This window comes from Pseudomonas sp. H3(2019), from assembly GCF_007713465.1.
Classification (GTDB): domain Bacteria; phylum Pseudomonadota; class Gammaproteobacteria; order Pseudomonadales; family Pseudomonadaceae; genus Aquipseudomonas.
On sequence record NZ_VMSG01000003.1, the window covers coordinates 70,449 to 85,228 of the forward strand.

Genomic DNA, 14,780 nt, shown 5'->3' on the forward strand with positions numbered 1-14,780 from the left:
TGCCATTCACTCGCCCATCCAGCCGTTTGTTCAGCCCTGAGACAGGCGCAAACGACGAGGGGCAGCAGGCGGCATTCTTGAGCGCTGCGCGAGGCCGGTGCTACCATGCGCAACCGCCAGTATCGGCAAGGAATCACCTGGTTTATGAGCACTATCCGCGAGCGCAATAAAGAACTGATCCTGCGTGCCGCCAGTGAAGAATTTGCCGACAAAGGCTTCGCTGCGACCAAAACCAGTGACATCGCGGCCAAGGCGGGGTTGCCCAAGCCCAACGTCTATTACTACTTCAAATCCAAGGAAAACCTCTACCGCGAGGTCCTGGAAAGCATCATCGAGCCGATTCTCCAGGCCTCGACGCCGTTCAACGCGGACGGCGTGCCGAGCGAAGTGCTCAGCGGCTACATTCGCTCGAAGATTCGCATCTCCCGCGACCTGCCGTTCGCGTCCAAGGTGTTTGCCAGCGAAATCATGCACGGTGCGCCGCACCTGAGCGTCGACCTGGTCGAACAGCTCAACGCCCAGGCCAAGCACAACATCGACTGCATCCAGACCTGGATCGATCGCGGCCAGATCGCCCCGATCGACCCCAACCACCTGATGTTCAGCATCTGGGCCGCGACCCAGACCTACGCCGACTTCGACTGGCAGATCTCCGCCGTCACCGGCAAGGCCAAGCTGGATGAAAGCGACTACGAAGCGGCCGCGCAGACCATCATTCGGTTGGTGCTCAAGGGCTGCGAGCCGGACTGATCAAGAGATCGCATCTCCGCGGCAGCTCCAACGCGTTCGGCAAGGAGCTGGCGAAGCCTGCGATTTGTTGATCTTAGGTTTCAGTGCCCATCATCCAACGCAACGCCAGCGGTAGTGATGTTCTCCAGTCCTCTGGGAAGCGGTGTCCTCCGTCATGGGTGGTGGACTTGACCTCGTTTCCTTCACTGAACAGTTTGCGGAAATCGGCACTCATCTGCTGATTACCCGGCCCTTCCATTTTCCCGTTGATTACGTAAATCTTTTTCCCACGAGCCTTGCTCACCGTAGGCGTCGGCTGATTACCGCCGGGTGACAACAGCAACGCTCCGGCGTAATCCTCAGGATGCTGTGCCAACAGCGCGCCGGCATGCTGAGAGCCCTGAGAGAACCCCATCAAATAAACACGCTTGCGGTCGATACATTGTTGCGCGGCCAGTTCTTTCAGGCCGTTCTGTACCGCTTTATGTGTTCCTTCGAAACCTGGACCGATCCAGCGAAAGCTGTCGACAGCGTTGATCATTTCCGTGCCGTTGATCCCCAACACAATTGCCCCGGTGTCGGCGAGCGGCTGATAACTCTCATCCACCTCACCGTTGACGCCGTAACCATGCAGCCATACCAACACGGGGCGACAAGCCGCCGGAACGGGGATAGTTTCAGGAGGATTCAACACCGAAATCGCGCCGACCTTGCCTTTGGCAATCTTTGCGTAACGCTGCTGGGCGTTGGCCAACACGCTCTTGAAGGTTGACGTCTGACGCAGATCGGCAAAGTCTTCGTCACCCGCCAGCTGCGGACCGAACCACAGGCCTCGATCATCGGCCTCCTTCAAAAAGCGCTCCGCCAGCTTGTCATCCCCGCGTCGGGCAAATAGCGCCGCCACTTGATAAGGCGCCAGTATTTGCTCGTGGTCTTCACGGGTGGCAGCCAGGTAAACGGCGATAGCCTGCAGGGTATCCGTGGATTCGAGTTTCTCGGCTCTAACCATTAATTCGTCAGCGTCTTCGCTGTTGAGCAACGCGGTGACAACCGGACTTAGCGCCTGAAAAGCAATGTCATCGGCATCCAGCGTTTCGGCGTGCGCAGAAGAAATGCCTAGAGCCAGAATCGTAGACAGGGTAATACCAAAAAGCGCTTTCACGCGGGATCTTCCTTGATACAGAACGAGAGGGGGCGACAGTCTATAGACGTCACCCTCTCTCGTCACCGCTATCCTTTAACAGACGATATCGGCTTACTTCAGGTCAAGCACTGACACCCGCATCCGCCCGCAACCCCTGTTCCTCGATGGCGCTGATCGCGCATTGCTCGTCGATGTCCGAAGTGTCGCCGCTGATGCCGATGGCCCCCAGCACAACCCCGTCCTGATCACGAATCAGCACCCCGCCCGGCGCGGGTACGACGCTGCCCTGCCCCAGGCTGTTCAACGCGGCGATAAACGCCGGGCGCTGTTGCGCGTCCAGCGCCAATAGCCGCGAGCCCTTGCCCAGCGCGATCGCGCCCCAGGCTTTGCCGATGGCGATTTGCGGGCGAAGCAGGCTCGCGCCGTCTTCGCGTTGCAGGCTCAACAAATGCCCGCCCGCATCGAGTACTGCAATGGTCAGCGGTGCCGCAGCGATCTTGCGCCCCGCAACGATAGCCCGATTGGTCAGGCTGACTGCGACTTTCAAGGTTAAAGCGCTCATGGGTGCCGTCCTTATCTTGTTATGGGAAAGCCTTTTGGGCTCTGTTTGTTGAGAAGCCCGACACGACAAATAGAACACAATGAGCTACTTATTTGTATACAATAATTATCGAAATACGGCTCACTCGACGAAACACCACAGTGTTTATGGCCCTCCGACGAATGAAACAGCCGCTTGAGAAAATGGATTGACCTGCGCCGTCCGCCGTGAATACACTCTGCGCAAAGCCACTTGTATACAATTACAAAACGTAAAGAGGCACAAAACAATGAGCAAAATGAGAGCAATCGAAGCCGCCGTTCTGGTGATGCGCCGTGAAGGGGTTGATACCGCTTTTGGCATTCCGGGCGCTGCAATCAACCCGCTGTACTCCGCCCTGCAAAAGGTCGGCGGCATCGATCACGTCCTCGCTCGCCACGTTGAAGGCGCCTCGCACATGGCCGAGGGTTACACCCGCACCAAGGCCGGCAACATCGGCGTGTGCATCGGCACTTCCGGCCCTGCCGGTACCGACATGGTCACCGGGCTCTACAGCGCCTCGGCCGACTCGATCCCGATTCTTTGCATCACCGGGCAAGCCCCCCGCGCCCGCATGCACAAGGAAGACTTCCAGGCCGTCGACATCACCAGCATCGTCAAACCGGTGACCAAATGGGCAACCACCGTTCTGGAGCCGGGCCAGGTGCCTTACGCGTTCCAGAAAGCCTTCTATGAAATGCGCTCCGGCCGCCCAGGCCCGGTGCTGATCGACCTGCCGTTCGACGTGCAGATGGCTGAAATCGAATTCGACATCGACGCCTACGAACCACTGCCCTTGGCCAAGCCAGCGGCAACCCGCAAGCAAGTCGAGAAAGCCCTGGCCATGCTCGATCAGGCTGAACGTCCATTGCTGGTAGCCGGCGGCGGCATCATCAACGCCGATGCCAGCGACCTGTTGGTGGAATTCGCCGAGCTGACCGGTATTCCGGTTATCCCGACCCTGATGGGTTGGGGCACGATTCCGGACGATCACCCGCTGATGGTCGGCATGGTTGGCCTGCAGACTTCGCACCGTTATGGCAACGCGACGATGCTCAAATCCGATGTGGTGCTGGGCGTGGGTAACCGTTGGGCCAACCGTCACACCGGTTCGGTCGAGGTGTACACCGAAGGCCGCAAATTCATTCACGTCGACATCGAACCGACCCAGATCGGCCGCGTGTTCACTCCGGATCAAGGCATCGTTTCCGACGCTGGCCTGGCACTGAAAATGTTCATCGAAGTCGCCCGCGAGTGGAAAGCCGCCGGCAAACTGAAGGACCGTAGCGCCTGGTTGCAAGACTGCCAGCAGCGCAAGGCCAGCCTGCACCGCAAGACTCACTTCGACAACGTACCGGTCAAGCCGCAGCGCGTTTACGAAGAGATGAACCAGGTGTTCGGCAAAGACACCTGCTACGTCAGCACCATCGGTCTGTCGCAGATTGCCGGCGCGCAGTTCCTGCACGTCTACAAACCGCGTCACTGGATCAACTGCGGTCAGGCCGGCCCTCTGGGCTGGACCATTCCGGCAGCGCTGGGGGTGGTCAAGGCTGACCCGAGCCGCAAGGTCGTGGCACTCTCGGGCGACTACGACTTCCAGTTCATGATCGAAGAGCTGGCAGTGGGCGCGCAGTTCAAACTGCCGTACATCCACGTGGTGGTGAACAACTCGTACCTGGGGCTGATCCGTCAGGCGCAGCGCGGTTTCGACATGGATTACTGTGTACAGCTGTCCTTCGACAACCTCAACGCACCGGAGCTCAATGGTTACGGGGTGGACCACGTCGCGGTTGCCGAAGGTTTGGGTTGCAAGGCCTTGCGCGTATTTGAGCCGGCGGGCATCGCCCCTGCCCTGCGCAAGGCCGAGGAGCTGATCGAGGAGTTCAAGGTTCCGGTGATCGTCGAGATCATCCTGGAGCGCGTGACCAACATTTCCATGGGCACCGAGATCAACGCCGTCAACGAATTCGAAGACCTGGCGCTGGTCGGCAGCGACGCACCGACGGCGATTTCGTTGCTCGACTGATGATCGTTCCCACGCTCTGCGTGGGAATGCAGCCCGGGACGCTCCGCGTCCCACCAGCGGACGCTGAGCGTCCAATGAAGCAATCCCACGCAGAGCGTGGGAACGAGAACTTTAACGGGAGACCACCATGCCGCGTTTCGCAGCCAACCTGTCCATGCTGTTTACCGAGCAGGATTTTCTTGCCCGCTTTGAAGCGGCCGCCAAGGCCGGCTTCAGTGGTGTCGAATACCTGTTCCCTTACGATTTCAGCTCCGCCGACATCAAGGCTCAACTGGATGCCAACGGTCTGACCCAAGTGCTGTTCAACCTGCCGGCCGGTGACTGGGCCAAGGGTGAACGCGGGATCGCCTGTCATCCGGATCGCGTGGAAGAGTTCCGCGCCGGCGTCGATCTGGCGATCGCTTATGCACAGGTTCTGGGCAACACCCAAATCAACTGCCTGGCCGGTATCCGCCCACAAGGCGTCGACGATGCCACCGTGGAAAAGACTTTTGTCGCCAATCTCAAATATGCCGCCGACAAGCTGCAAGCGGTGGGCATCAAACTGGTGATGGAAGCCATCAATACCCGCGACATCCCGGGCTTCTACCTGAACAACACCGCCCAGGCACTGTCGATTCGCGAACAAGTGGGCAGTGCCAACCTGTTCCTGCAGTACGACATCTACCACATGCAAATCATGGAGGGCGACCTGGCCCGCACCATGGCCACGCATCTGGACGAGATCAACCACATTCAACTGGCCGACAACCCGGGCCGCAACGAGCCGGGCACCGGTGAAATCAACTACCGCTTCCTGTTCGAACACCTGGACCGCATCGGTTACCAGGGCTGGGTCGGTTGTGAATACAAACCGCTGACCACCACTGAAGCGGGTTTGGGTTGGTTGAAAACCCATAACGCCATCTAAAGCGACGCAGAGCGTCAATGGCTGCATTCCTTTGCGGCGCGTAGGAACGATCATAAAAACAAGAGGATTTTCTCATGGCTAAAATCGGATTTATCGGCACCGGCATCATGGGCCACCCAATGGCGTTGAACCTGCAGAAAGCCGGTCACAGCCTGTTCCTGTCGGCACACCACGACCCCGCTCCAGCTGACCTGGTCGCTGGCGGCGCGGTCGCTCTGGCGAGTCCGAAAGAAGTCGCTCAGGAAGCCGAGTTCATCATCATCATGGTGCCGGATACCCCGCAGGTCGATGACGTGCTGTTCCGTGCCGACGGCGTCGCCGCCGGTGTTGGCAAAGGCAAAGTGGTCATCGACATGAGCTCGATCTCGCCGACCGCGACCAAAGCCTTCGCAGCGAAGATCAACGAAAAAGGCGCGCAATACCTCGACGCTCCGGTGTCCGGTGGTGAAGTCGGTGCCAAAGCCGCGACCCTGAGCATCATGGTCGGTGGCGACAGCGATGCTTTCGAACGTGCACTGCCGCTGTTCCAGAGCATGGGCAAGAACATCACCCTGGTCGGTGGCAATGGCGACGGTCAAACCGCCAAAGTGGCCAACCAGATCATCGTTGCGCTGAACATCCAGGCCGTGGCCGAAGCCCTGCTGTTTGCCTCGAAAAACGGTGCTGATCCCGCCAAGGTGCGTGAAGCACTGATGGGCGGTTTCGCTTCGTCGAAGATCCTTGAAGTGCACGGCGAGCGCATGATCAAAGGTACCTTCGATCCAGGCTTCCGCATCAGCCTGCACCAGAAGGACCTCAACCTGGCGCTGGCCGGTGCGCGCGAGCTGGGCATCAACCTGCCCAACACCGCCGGCACCCAGCAAGTGTTCAGCACCTGCGCGGCCATCGGTGGCAGCAATTGGGACCACTCGGCGCTGATCAAGGGGTTGGAACACATGGCGAACTTCTCGATTCGCGATAAGTAAAACTACTGCGCTCGGCAATACTGCGTTGAAAACAGGTTCGTAATGCTCATTGACTAACGTCAACTCCGCTTACTCACCTGTTTTCGCCTTGTCTTGCCTTCGCTCGCTACGTTTTACACAGCTCTAAACCAAAACAATAAAACCGGGAGCCCGCCATGTCGGTCGATCCGCAACAATTCCTGCGCGAGCTGTTTGCCACAGCCATCGACGCGGCCCATCCGCAGCATGTCCTCGAAGCTTATTTACCGAAAGATCGCAGCGGTCGGGTGATCGTTATTGGTGCCGGCAAAGCCGCCGCCGCCATGGCCCAGGTGGTCGAGCGCTGCTGGCAGGGTGAAGTGTCTGGCCTGGTGGTCACCCGCTATGGTCACGGCGCCCCTTGCGAAAAAATCGAAGTGGTCGAAGCCGCCCACCCGGTGCCTGATGCAGCCGGTCTGGCTGTGGCCAAACGGGTGCTGGAACTGGTCAGTAACCTGAGCGAAGACGACCGGGTGATCTTCCTGCTCTCGGGCGGCGGTTCGGCCCTGCTGGCGCTGCCCGCAGCCGGCATCACTCTGGCCGACAAACAGGCGATCAACAAAGCCCTGCTCAGATCCGGCGCGACCATCGGCGAGATGAACTGCGTGCGCAAGCACCTCTCGGCGATCAAGGGTGGCCGCCTCGGTAAAGCCTGCTGGCCTGCGACGGTTTATACCTACGCGATTTCCGATGTCCCGGGTGACCTCGCCACCGTGATTGCATCCGGCCCGACCGTGGCCGACCCGAGCACTTCGGCCGAAGCCCTGGCAATCCTCAAGCGCTATGCGATCGAGGTTCCGGCTTCGGTGCGCAGTTGGTTGCAAAGCCCTGAATCGGAAACCGTAAAGCCAGGTGATCCGAGTCTGGCCCGCAGCCATTTCCAGTTGATCGCCCGACCGCAGCAATCCCTGGAAGCGGCAGCGGTGAAAGCCCGCCAGGCCGGTTTCAGCCCGTTGATCCTCGGCGATCTGGAAGGCGAATCCCGCGAAGTAGCGAAAGTCCACGCTGGCATCGCCCGCCAGGTGGTACTGCACGGCCAGCCGTTGGCGGCGCCCTGCGTGATTCTCTCCGGCGGCGAAACCACCGTCACCGTGCGCGGCAATGGCCGTGGCGGACGCAACGCCGAGTTCCTGCTGAGCCTGACCGATAGCCTCAAAGGCCTGCCCGGCGTCTACGCGCTGGCCGGTGATACCGATGGCATCGACGGCTCCGAAGACAACGCCGGCGCAATCATGACCCCGGACAGCTACGCCCGCGCCACGGCTCTCGGTCTGAGCGCCAGCGACGAGTTGGACAACAACAATGGCTATGGCTATTTCGCAGCGCTCGACGGGCTGATCGTCACCGAGCCGACGCGCACCAACGTCAACGACTTCCGCGCCATCCTGATCCTCGAGAGCCCTGAACATGACGCCTGATAAAAAAGTCAAAATCCTCGCCACCCTTGGCCCGGCCACTGACGGGATCGATGACATCCGCGAGCTGGTGCAAGCCGGGGTGAATATCTTTCGCCTGAACTTCAGCCACGGCGATCACGCCGACCACGCCCAGCGCTACCAGTGGATCCGCGAAGTCGAGCGCCAACTCAATTACCCGCTGGGCATTCTGATGGACCTGCAAGGCCCGAAGCTGCGGGTCGGCCAGTTTGCCGAGGGCAAGGTGCAACTGGTACGCGGTCAGGCCCTGCGCCTGGACCTCGATGCCACGCCGGGTGACGAGCGACGGGTCAACCTGCCGCACCCGGAAATCATCGCCGCGCTGAAGCCCGGCATGGACCTGTTGCTGGACGACGGCAAACTGCGTTTGCGGGTGGTGACCAAGTACGCCGATGCCATCGACACCACGGTGCTCAACGGCGGCGAACTGTCGGACCGCAAAGGCGTCAACGTGCCGCAAGCGGTGCTCGACCTCAGTCCGCTGACCGCCAAGGATCGTCGCGACCTGAGTTTCGGTCTGGAGCTGGGTGTCGATTGGGTCGCGCTGTCATTCGTGCAGCGTCCTGAAGACATTCGTGAAGCGCGCGCGCTGATCGGCAACAAAGCCTTTTTGATGGCGAAAATCGAGAAGCCGTCGGCCGTTGAACAGCTATGCGAAATCGCCGAACTGAGCGACGCGATCATGGTTGCCCGTGGTGATCTGGGCGTGGAAGTGCCGGCCGAGAGCGTGCCGCAGATCCAGAAAGACATCATCAGCACCTGCCGCCAGCTCGGCAAACCGGTGGTGGTGGCGACCCAGATGCTTGAGTCCATGCGCTTCTCCCCGGCGCCGACACGGGCCGAGGTAACCGACGTTGCCAATGCTGTAGCAGAAGGTGCTGACGCAGTGATGTTGTCGGCGGAAACCGCTTCTGGCGATTACCCGCTCGAAGCGGTGCAGATGATGAGCAAGATCATCCGTCAGGTCGAAAGCGGCCCGGATTATAAAGCGCAACTGGACGTCAGCCGACCTAAAGCCGAAGCCACGACCTCTGACGCTATCAGCTGCGCGATCCGCCGGATCAGCAACATCCTTCCAGTAGCGGTGTTGGTGAACTACAGCGAGTCCGGCAGTTCGAGTTTGCGTGCGGCGCGGGAACGGCCAGCGGTGCCGATCCTCAACCTGACGCCGAACCTGCAAACCGCGCGGCGCTTGAGCGTGGCGTGGGGCGTGCATTCGGTGGTTAACGATCGATTGCGGCAGGTCGACGAGGTGTGCTCCACCGCACTGGAAATCGCCCAGGCGCAAGGCATGGCCAAGCGCGGCGACACGTTGTTGATCACTGCGGGTGTGCCTTTCGGTCAGCCGGGATCCACTAACTCGTTGCGCATCGAGACGTTGATCTAACCTCCCACGATGATCGTTCCCATGCTCTGCGTGGGAATGCAGCCCGGGACGCTCCGCGTCCCAAGAGCAGACGCAGAGCGTCCATTGAGGCATTCCCACGCAGAGCGTGGGAACGATCTGAACTGACAGACCTCCAACATGCCCTCCAACCACTTCAACACCCACTGCCCCGACTGGGCCACTGCCCTGCTCAACGGCTTCAGTCAGATTTTCCTCCAGCGCCATCCGCTGTGCGGCCTGCTGTGCCTGTTGGCCATCCTGTTTACCGCTCCGACATTGCTCGGCGGCGCCTTGTTGGGTGGCGTGGCCGGTTTGCTCACCGCGCAACGTCGTGGCTACGCCAAGGCTGATCGTCAGGCCGGGCTCTTCAGCTACAACGGCGTCTTGCTCGGCCTCTTGCTGAGCCTGCAGTTCAGTTGGTCGGTCATGTTGCCGCCACTGATCCTCGCCAGCGGTGGACTGAGTGCGATCGTCACCCAGCAATGGCTCAAGCGCGCTCGCGACCAGCATTCTCTGCCCGCCTACACCGCACCTTTCGTGGGACTGGGCTGGATACTGCTGAGCGTTACTGCCCCGGCTCACTCGACACCTGCGCCACGTCCAGAACTCGATGCCCTGGGCCTGCTCGGTGCCGAGTTCAAAGGCCTGGGCCAAGTCATCTTCCTCGACCATCCTTTGGCAGGTGTGCTGATCGTCGTCGGGCTACTGCTTGCCAACCGCCGCGCCGCGCTCTGGGCACTGATCGGTTCCGCTGCGGGTCTGCTCTGCGCCGTGTGGCTGAACGAGACACCCGACGCATTGCTCGGCCTTTATGGCTACAACCCGGCGCTGGCCGCCCTCGCCTTCAGCCAGCAACGCCGCCAACCCTGGCTGCCATTACTGGGTATCGCGCTGGCGATCCTCCTCACACCGGGCTTCGCCGCCCTGGGTCTGACCACATTAACGGCACCGTTTATCCTCGCCTGCTGGCTGCTTCGATTGGGTATTGGCCCGCTACGCCAAACGACCGGAGACCGTACGCCTTGCCAAACCTCGGAGAATCAACCTAGGCTGCGCTGATTTATGGCCAAGGCGATTTGTATGGACAGCAACGACACGTGGCGTAATCGCCTGTACGTGATGATTTTCCAGACCGATACGGTGGCCGGGCGGCGCTTCGATAAAACGCTGCTGCTGATCATCCTCGCCAGCCTGGTGGTGGTGATCCTCGACAGCATCGATGACGTTCATCAGAACTTCGCCAACACCCTGGCGTACATCGAGTGGGGCTTTACCCTGATCTTCCTGGTCGAGTACATGCTGCGCTTGTACTGCTCGCCCAGGCCGCTGCGTTACGCCTTCAGTTTTTACGGGCTGGTGGATTTGCTGGCGATTGTTCCCGGCATCCTTGCGCTGTATTACAGCGACGCGCAGTACCTGCTGATTATCCGGATCATCCGTATGCTGCGGATCTTTCGCGTGCTCAAACTGCTCCCCTACCTGAAGCAGGCCCATTACCTGCTCGACGCCCTGCGCGGCAGCAAACAGAAAATCATCGTATTCCTGCTCAGCGTCTGCACGCTGGTAACGGTGTTCGGCACGCTGATGTACGTGGTCGAAGGCCCGGAGCATGGGTTCACCAGCATTCCGAAAGGCATCTACTGGGCAATTGTCACCCTGACCACTGTCGGTTATGGCGACATCGTGCCCAAGACCGCTTTGGGGCAGGTCATCTCGGCAATGGTGATGGTGACCGGTTACTCGATCATCGCCGTCCCCACCGGGATTTTTACCGCCGAACTGGCCAACGCCATGCGCGGCGAACAGCAGCAACATGACTGCCCGGTGTGCAACAAGAACCACCACGAACACAGCGCGGCATTCTGCTCACGCTGCGGCAATGCGTTGTACAAGAAAATAGAATAAGCAAAGTACTTTTTAATCTTTAAAGGGATATGTAGCCCCGGCTATAGTCGACGGCAAATTGCCTTCATCTCGAACAAAAGGAATGTGCAGTGAAAAAGATCTTTGGCGCCTCACTTCTGGCCGCGGGCCTGACCCTCGCCAGCGTGGCCCAGGCCGCACCGACCCTGCTCAACGTGTCCTATGACGTAATGCGCGACTTCTACAAGGACTACAACACTGCCTTCCAGAAACACTGGCAAGCCGAGCACAACGAAAACATCACCTTGCAGATGTCCTTCGGCGGCTCCAGCAAACAGGCCCGATCAGTGATCGATGGCCTTCCGGCTGACGTTATCACCATGAACATGGCGACCGACATCAACGCGTTGGCCGACAACGGCAAACTGGTGCCGGACAACTGGGTGACTCGCCTACCGGACCACAGCGCGCCCTTCACTTCCGCCACCGTATTTATCGTACGCAAGGGCAACCCGAAAGCCCTGAAAGACTGGCCGGATCTGCTCAAGGACGGTGTGCAGGTAATCGTGCCCAACCCGAAAACCTCGGGCAACGGCCGCTACACGTATTTGTCGGCATGGGGTTACGTGCTGAAAAACGGCGGTGACGAAAACAAGGCCAAGGCCTTCGTCGGCAAGCTGTTCAAACAAGCCCCGGTACTCGACACCGGCGGCCGCGCCGCTACCACCACCTTCATGACCAACCAGATCGGCGACGTGCTGGTGACCTTCGAAAACGAAGCAGAAATGATCGCCCGCGAATTTGGTCGCGATCAGTTCGAAGTCATCTACCCAAGCGTCTCTGCCGAGGCCGAGCCGCCGGTAAGCGTGGTCGACAAAGTTGTCGACAAGAAAGGCACCCGCGCCGCCGCCGAGGAATACCTGAAGTACCTGTGGTCCCCGGAAGGCCAGGAAATCGCCGCCGCCAACTACCTGCGTCCGCGTGACCCGGCGGTACTTGCCAAGCACACCGACCGCTTCCCGAAAGTCGACTTCCTGTCGGTGGAAAAAACCTTCGGTGACTGGCGCACCGTGCAAAAGACCCACTTCAATGATGGCGGGATTTTCGACCAGATTTATAGCGGGCAGTGAGCATCGGCCAGGCATGAAAAAGGCGACCTTCGGAGGTCGCCTTTTTTGTCGCTGAAATTCTGCGTTCAGCTAAGGGAGAATCGCCTCAACCTCGACTTCAATTAACCATTGCGGTAGTGACAGACCGCTGACGATGATCCACGAAGACGCCGGTGGATTGTCCGGAAAACGCTCCAGCAGCACGCTGGATATCTGATCCTGCTCATCACGGGCAGACTCGGCAATGTAGATCCGCATCACCACTACATGGGACAAATCCCCACCCGCCTCGGCCAGTATTGCCTCGATATTTTCAAATGCCTTGACCGTTTGCTCACGTAACCCCGGGGCTACGCTGCGCTCACACTCATCGACACCGACTTGGCCAGATAACAATAAACGGCGCCCACCGCGAACTTCAACAGCCTGGCTGAAACCGTACTGAAGCGAGTTAAAAACGGTTGGCGGGTTCAAAACAGACTTCTGCATAGGAACTCCTGATTTTCTGAGTCGACCAGGAAACCTAAACTAACGCCCATCAGGCGTTCAACCCAAAACTCCGCCGCTGCAATACCTGGAAACGTAACTGTCAGGAAAGCTCACCAGATATTGTTAGTGACAAGCACTACATCGGCGGCGGCACGCCATCCTTGCCAGCCGAAATCGATTGCGCCGTCAATGTGCCGTCGGCGCTTTGGGTGGCGAACAGTACAACCTTGACCCCAACCTTGAGCAAGCTGCGGTCGCCGGGCGTCAGGTTGACGATCGGCACGTCTTCCGGCACCAGGATGGTCTGCTGACCACCCTTGTAATTGACGGTCAGGACTCGGCCATTGCTGACCACCAAGTCGCCGACGCTGCCGTTGGTCATGCTGCTGCCCTTGACCAGATCAAACGGGCGGTGGCCGTCGCCGGTGCCGGCCATCTCAGGTGGGAACACATGCACTTCCAGCGCCTTGAGCGTGCCATCGGCTTGCGGTATTGCCGCCGAGCCAATGTAGCTGCCGGGCTTGATGTCTTCGATGTTGGCCAGGGTTACCGCGCGAACCGGGGTGTCCTTGGTCAAGTGGATCTCCACGTTTTCACCGCTGTTGGCGTGCACTTTCAGGACATCTTCGGACACGCCAGTGATTTCACCGCGCACGCCGATACGCATGCCCGGTGCGTCCTCGGCCAGAACATAAGTGGCTATCAACACGCTGCTCAAGGAAATCACACCAATATTGCGTATCAGGCGACCAAACATCGTTTTCATGGGACCGGTTTCCACTGATGAAACGTTGAAAATGACTGATACAAGAGGGCTCAACCGCCCGCACTGATCATATGCGCTACGAAACAAGAGGATAGCTTCGCGGGCATCAAACCGCCGCCCGCGAACAACCCTCAATGCCGCACCAACTTCTCCATCGCCGCATCCGCCAAAAAGGAAGAGCGGCTTTTGACATTGTGCTCACGCACATATCGGTCGATGCGCTGGATAACGTAGCCGGGCAACGTCACGTTGACCTTCTCGGTTTTACCGAGGTAAGGCGCGATATCGAGCTCCAACATGCCCCAGCCCATGTCGGCGAAGTCCGGGTTACTTCGGTGCGCTGCTGCCGAAGTCGGCATCGGAATATCATCCCCGCCGGCTGCGATCTCCTGCAGCATGATGTGGGCAACTTCAACCGCTGCGTTGTAAGCCTCTTCAAACGTGTCGCCTGCAGTGACGGCGCCCGGAATATCGGGGATCTGAATACCGATGGCGGTGTTCTCGTCGCCCCACTCGATACAGATTGGATATTGCATTACGGATCTCCTGCGTAACTGGCCACCGGGTAGTGAAGCCCGGCCCGCCTCCTGATGCTTTTAACCGTGCCGATCGGCAAGTCTTTCCTGGGATGAGGTACGGGTATCGTGTATGGACTGTAAGGGTGGGTGAAGATGTGATGACTGCCGGTGACTCGATCGAGCCTCCAACCCGCCGCCTCAAGTTCTCTGATCAATAACCTGCTCTGCACCACGCGCCTCCTTGCACCGGCCTGAATAAAAATAACTCTAGAGTTATATTTACTCAAGCACAAAAAGTGGATGCATGACGTACGGTTGTTTTACAGGGTGTTGAATGGAGCGGCGATTTGCATAGAGAGTGAGCCGGTGTTTCGCTGAACGCACCTGCAAAAACGGCGACCCTGAGGTCGCCGTTTTCGTTATTGGCTGTATTGCTTGCCCAATCCTGGCGGCACGCCATGGATGTCGATCTCTTCCCACGGCCCGTTCGGGCTGATGCTGCGGCTCCAGCCGTTGTTCCAGCGGTAGTAGGTGCGCTGGCGGTAGAAGGTGTCGGTCTGGTCGTCGAGGACGTAGACCCCGAGTTTCGCATCCCAGTGGCTGTTGCCACCCGGTGGTGGGGCGAAGCTTGCCGAGGTGCGTGGCTGTGGCTTGCCAGGTTTGTTTGGAGTCATCGGTTTGCCGGGGGCGGTAGTCGGTGTCGGTTTGCTGCCCGGGTACGATGACGGAATCGGCGGCAAGCGCTCTTCATGTGACGGCGGCTGGACCGCACATGCGCTTAACCCTAAAACAAGACTGAGCAGGGTGATACGAGCGATGGCGGTCATAGCGGATTTCCTG

At 59.4% G+C, this 14,780-nt stretch carries 16 protein-coding genes; 9 read left to right on the plus strand and 7 right to left on the minus strand.

The window, feature by feature from the left end; all coding sequences use genetic code 11:
* The first annotated feature begins 144 nt into the window (after positions 1–144).
* Positions 145–750, plus strand: a complete 606-nt coding sequence (locus FPT12_RS04420) for a TetR/AcrR family transcriptional regulator (RefSeq protein ID WP_145014822.1) — start codon at positions 145–147, stop codon at positions 748–750.
* A 73-nt stretch (positions 751–823) separates the two neighbouring features.
* Here FPT12_RS04420 and FPT12_RS04425 read toward each other — a convergent pair whose 3' ends face one another.
* Positions 824–1,891, minus strand: a complete 1,068-nt coding sequence (locus tag FPT12_RS04425) for an alpha/beta hydrolase (protein WP_145014823.1) — start codon at positions 1,889–1,891, stop codon at positions 824–826.
* Positions 1,892–1,994: 103 nt separating this feature from the next.
* Positions 1,995–2,435, minus strand: a complete 441-nt coding sequence (locus FPT12_RS04430; protein ID WP_145014824.1) for a heme-binding protein — start codon at positions 2,433–2,435, stop codon at positions 1,995–1,997.
* A gap of 268 nt (positions 2,436–2,703) precedes the next feature.
* Here FPT12_RS04430 and gcl point away from each other — a divergent pair, with 268 nt between their 5' ends.
* The 8 genes from gcl to FPT12_RS04470 all read left to right on the plus strand — a co-directional run bounded on the left by gcl (position 2,704) and on the right by FPT12_RS04470 (position 12,188).
* Positions 2,704–4,479, plus strand: a complete 1,776-nt coding sequence (gene gcl, locus FPT12_RS04435; protein ID WP_019692337.1) for a glyoxylate carboligase — start codon at positions 2,704–2,706, stop codon at positions 4,477–4,479.
* A 127-nt stretch (positions 4,480–4,606) separates the two neighbouring features.
* The gene (gene hyi, locus FPT12_RS04440; RefSeq protein WP_145014825.1) at positions 4,607–5,389 is read left to right on the plus strand and encodes a hydroxypyruvate isomerase; all 783 of its coding nucleotides are present in this window, start codon (positions 4,607–4,609) and stop codon (positions 5,387–5,389) included.
* A 74-nt stretch (positions 5,390–5,463) separates the two neighbouring features.
* A complete protein-coding gene (locus FPT12_RS04445) occupies positions 5,464–6,354 on the plus strand; it encodes a 2-hydroxy-3-oxopropionate reductase (protein WP_145014826.1) in 891 nt (296 codons plus the stop codon).
* A gap of 155 nt (positions 6,355–6,509) precedes the next feature.
* A complete protein-coding gene (locus FPT12_RS04450; RefSeq protein WP_145014827.1) occupies positions 6,510–7,790 on the plus strand; it encodes a glycerate kinase in 1,281 nt (426 codons plus the stop codon).
* Entirely contained in the window at positions 7,780–9,195 is a 1,416-nt protein-coding gene (pyk, locus tag FPT12_RS04455) for a pyruvate kinase (protein ID WP_145014828.1), read from the plus strand. The genes FPT12_RS04450 and pyk overlap by 11 nt, the downstream gene beginning before the upstream one ends.
* 138 nt (positions 9,196–9,333) lie before the next feature.
* Positions 9,334–10,254, plus strand: coding sequence for an urea transporter (locus tag FPT12_RS04460; RefSeq protein WP_145014829.1), 921 nt, complete (start codon positions 9,334–9,336; stop codon positions 10,252–10,254).
* A 21-nt stretch (positions 10,255–10,275) separates the two neighbouring features.
* The gene (locus tag FPT12_RS04465; RefSeq protein WP_145014830.1) at positions 10,276–11,100 is read left to right on the plus strand and encodes an ion transporter; all 825 of its coding nucleotides are present in this window, start codon (positions 10,276–10,278) and stop codon (positions 11,098–11,100) included.
* Between the two features lie 89 nt (positions 11,101–11,189).
* Positions 11,190–12,188 (plus strand): sulfate ABC transporter substrate-binding protein, encoded by a 999-nt coding sequence (locus tag FPT12_RS04470; protein WP_145014831.1) that lies wholly within the window; start codon positions 11,190–11,192, stop codon positions 12,186–12,188.
* Positions 12,189–12,257: 69 nt separating this feature from the next.
* On the opposite strand, the gene FPT12_RS04475 is transcribed toward FPT12_RS04470, so the two are convergent.
* The 5 genes from FPT12_RS04475 to FPT12_RS04495 all read right to left on the minus strand — a co-directional run bounded on the left by FPT12_RS04475 (position 12,258) and on the right by FPT12_RS04495 (position 14,767).
* Positions 12,258–12,656: a RidA family protein gene (locus tag FPT12_RS04475; RefSeq protein ID WP_145014832.1), complete on the minus strand. Its 399-nt coding sequence runs from the start codon at positions 12,654–12,656 to the stop codon at positions 12,258–12,260.
* A 136-nt stretch (positions 12,657–12,792) separates the two neighbouring features.
* A complete protein-coding gene (locus FPT12_RS04480) occupies positions 12,793–13,422 on the minus strand; it encodes a DUF5666 domain-containing protein (RefSeq protein WP_178098607.1) in 630 nt (209 codons plus the stop codon).
* A 131-nt stretch (positions 13,423–13,553) separates the two neighbouring features.
* Positions 13,554–13,958, minus strand: a complete 405-nt coding sequence (locus tag FPT12_RS04485; RefSeq protein ID WP_019692346.1) for a type II toxin-antitoxin system HicB family antitoxin — start codon at positions 13,956–13,958, stop codon at positions 13,554–13,556.
* A complete protein-coding gene (locus FPT12_RS04490) occupies positions 13,958–14,170 on the minus strand; it encodes a type II toxin-antitoxin system HicA family toxin (protein WP_145014833.1) in 213 nt (70 codons plus the stop codon). Before FPT12_RS04490 ends, FPT12_RS04485 begins: the two co-directional genes overlap by 1 nt.
* A gap of 189 nt (positions 14,171–14,359) precedes the next feature.
* Positions 14,360–14,767 carry a hypothetical protein gene (locus tag FPT12_RS04495; RefSeq protein WP_145014834.1) on the minus strand — a complete coding sequence of 136 codons (408 nt, stop codon included), beginning with the start codon at positions 14,765–14,767 and terminating at the stop codon, positions 14,360–14,362.
* Positions 14,768–14,780: the final 13 nt, after the last annotated feature.

Coding starts and splice junctions, on each gene's coding strand:
- FPT12_RS04420 (WP_145014822.1), top strand. CDS start 145: ATGAGCACTATCCGCGAGCGCAATAAAGAACTGATCCTGCGTGCCGCC.
- FPT12_RS04430 (WP_145014824.1), bottom strand. CDS start 2,435: ATGAGCGCTTTAACCTTGAAAGTCGCAGTCAGCCTGACCAATCGGGCT.
- gcl (WP_019692337.1), top strand. CDS start 2,704: ATGAGCAAAATGAGAGCAATCGAAGCCGCCGTTCTGGTGATGCGCCGT.
- hyi (WP_145014825.1), top strand. CDS start 4,607: ATGCCGCGTTTCGCAGCCAACCTGTCCATGCTGTTTACCGAGCAGGAT.
- FPT12_RS04445 (WP_145014826.1), top strand. CDS start 5,464: ATGGCTAAAATCGGATTTATCGGCACCGGCATCATGGGCCACCCAATG.
- FPT12_RS04450 (WP_145014827.1), top strand. CDS start 6,510: ATGTCGGTCGATCCGCAACAATTCCTGCGCGAGCTGTTTGCCACAGCC.
- pyk (WP_145014828.1), top strand. CDS start 7,780: ATGACGCCTGATAAAAAAGTCAAAATCCTCGCCACCCTTGGCCCGGCC.
- FPT12_RS04460 (WP_145014829.1), top strand. CDS start 9,334: ATGCCCTCCAACCACTTCAACACCCACTGCCCCGACTGGGCCACTGCC.
- FPT12_RS04465 (WP_145014830.1), top strand. CDS start 10,276: ATGGACAGCAACGACACGTGGCGTAATCGCCTGTACGTGATGATTTTC.
- FPT12_RS04475 (WP_145014832.1), bottom strand. CDS start 12,656: ATGCAGAAGTCTGTTTTGAACCCGCCAACCGTTTTTAACTCGCTTCAG.
- FPT12_RS04480 (WP_178098607.1), bottom strand. CDS start 13,422: ATGAAAACGATGTTTGGTCGCCTGATACGCAATATTGGTGTGATTTCC.
- FPT12_RS04485 (WP_019692346.1), bottom strand. CDS start 13,958: ATGCAATATCCAATCTGTATCGAGTGGGGCGACGAGAACACCGCCATC.
- FPT12_RS04495 (WP_145014834.1), bottom strand. CDS start 14,767: ATGACCGCCATCGCTCGTATCACCCTGCTCAGTCTTGTTTTAGGGTTA.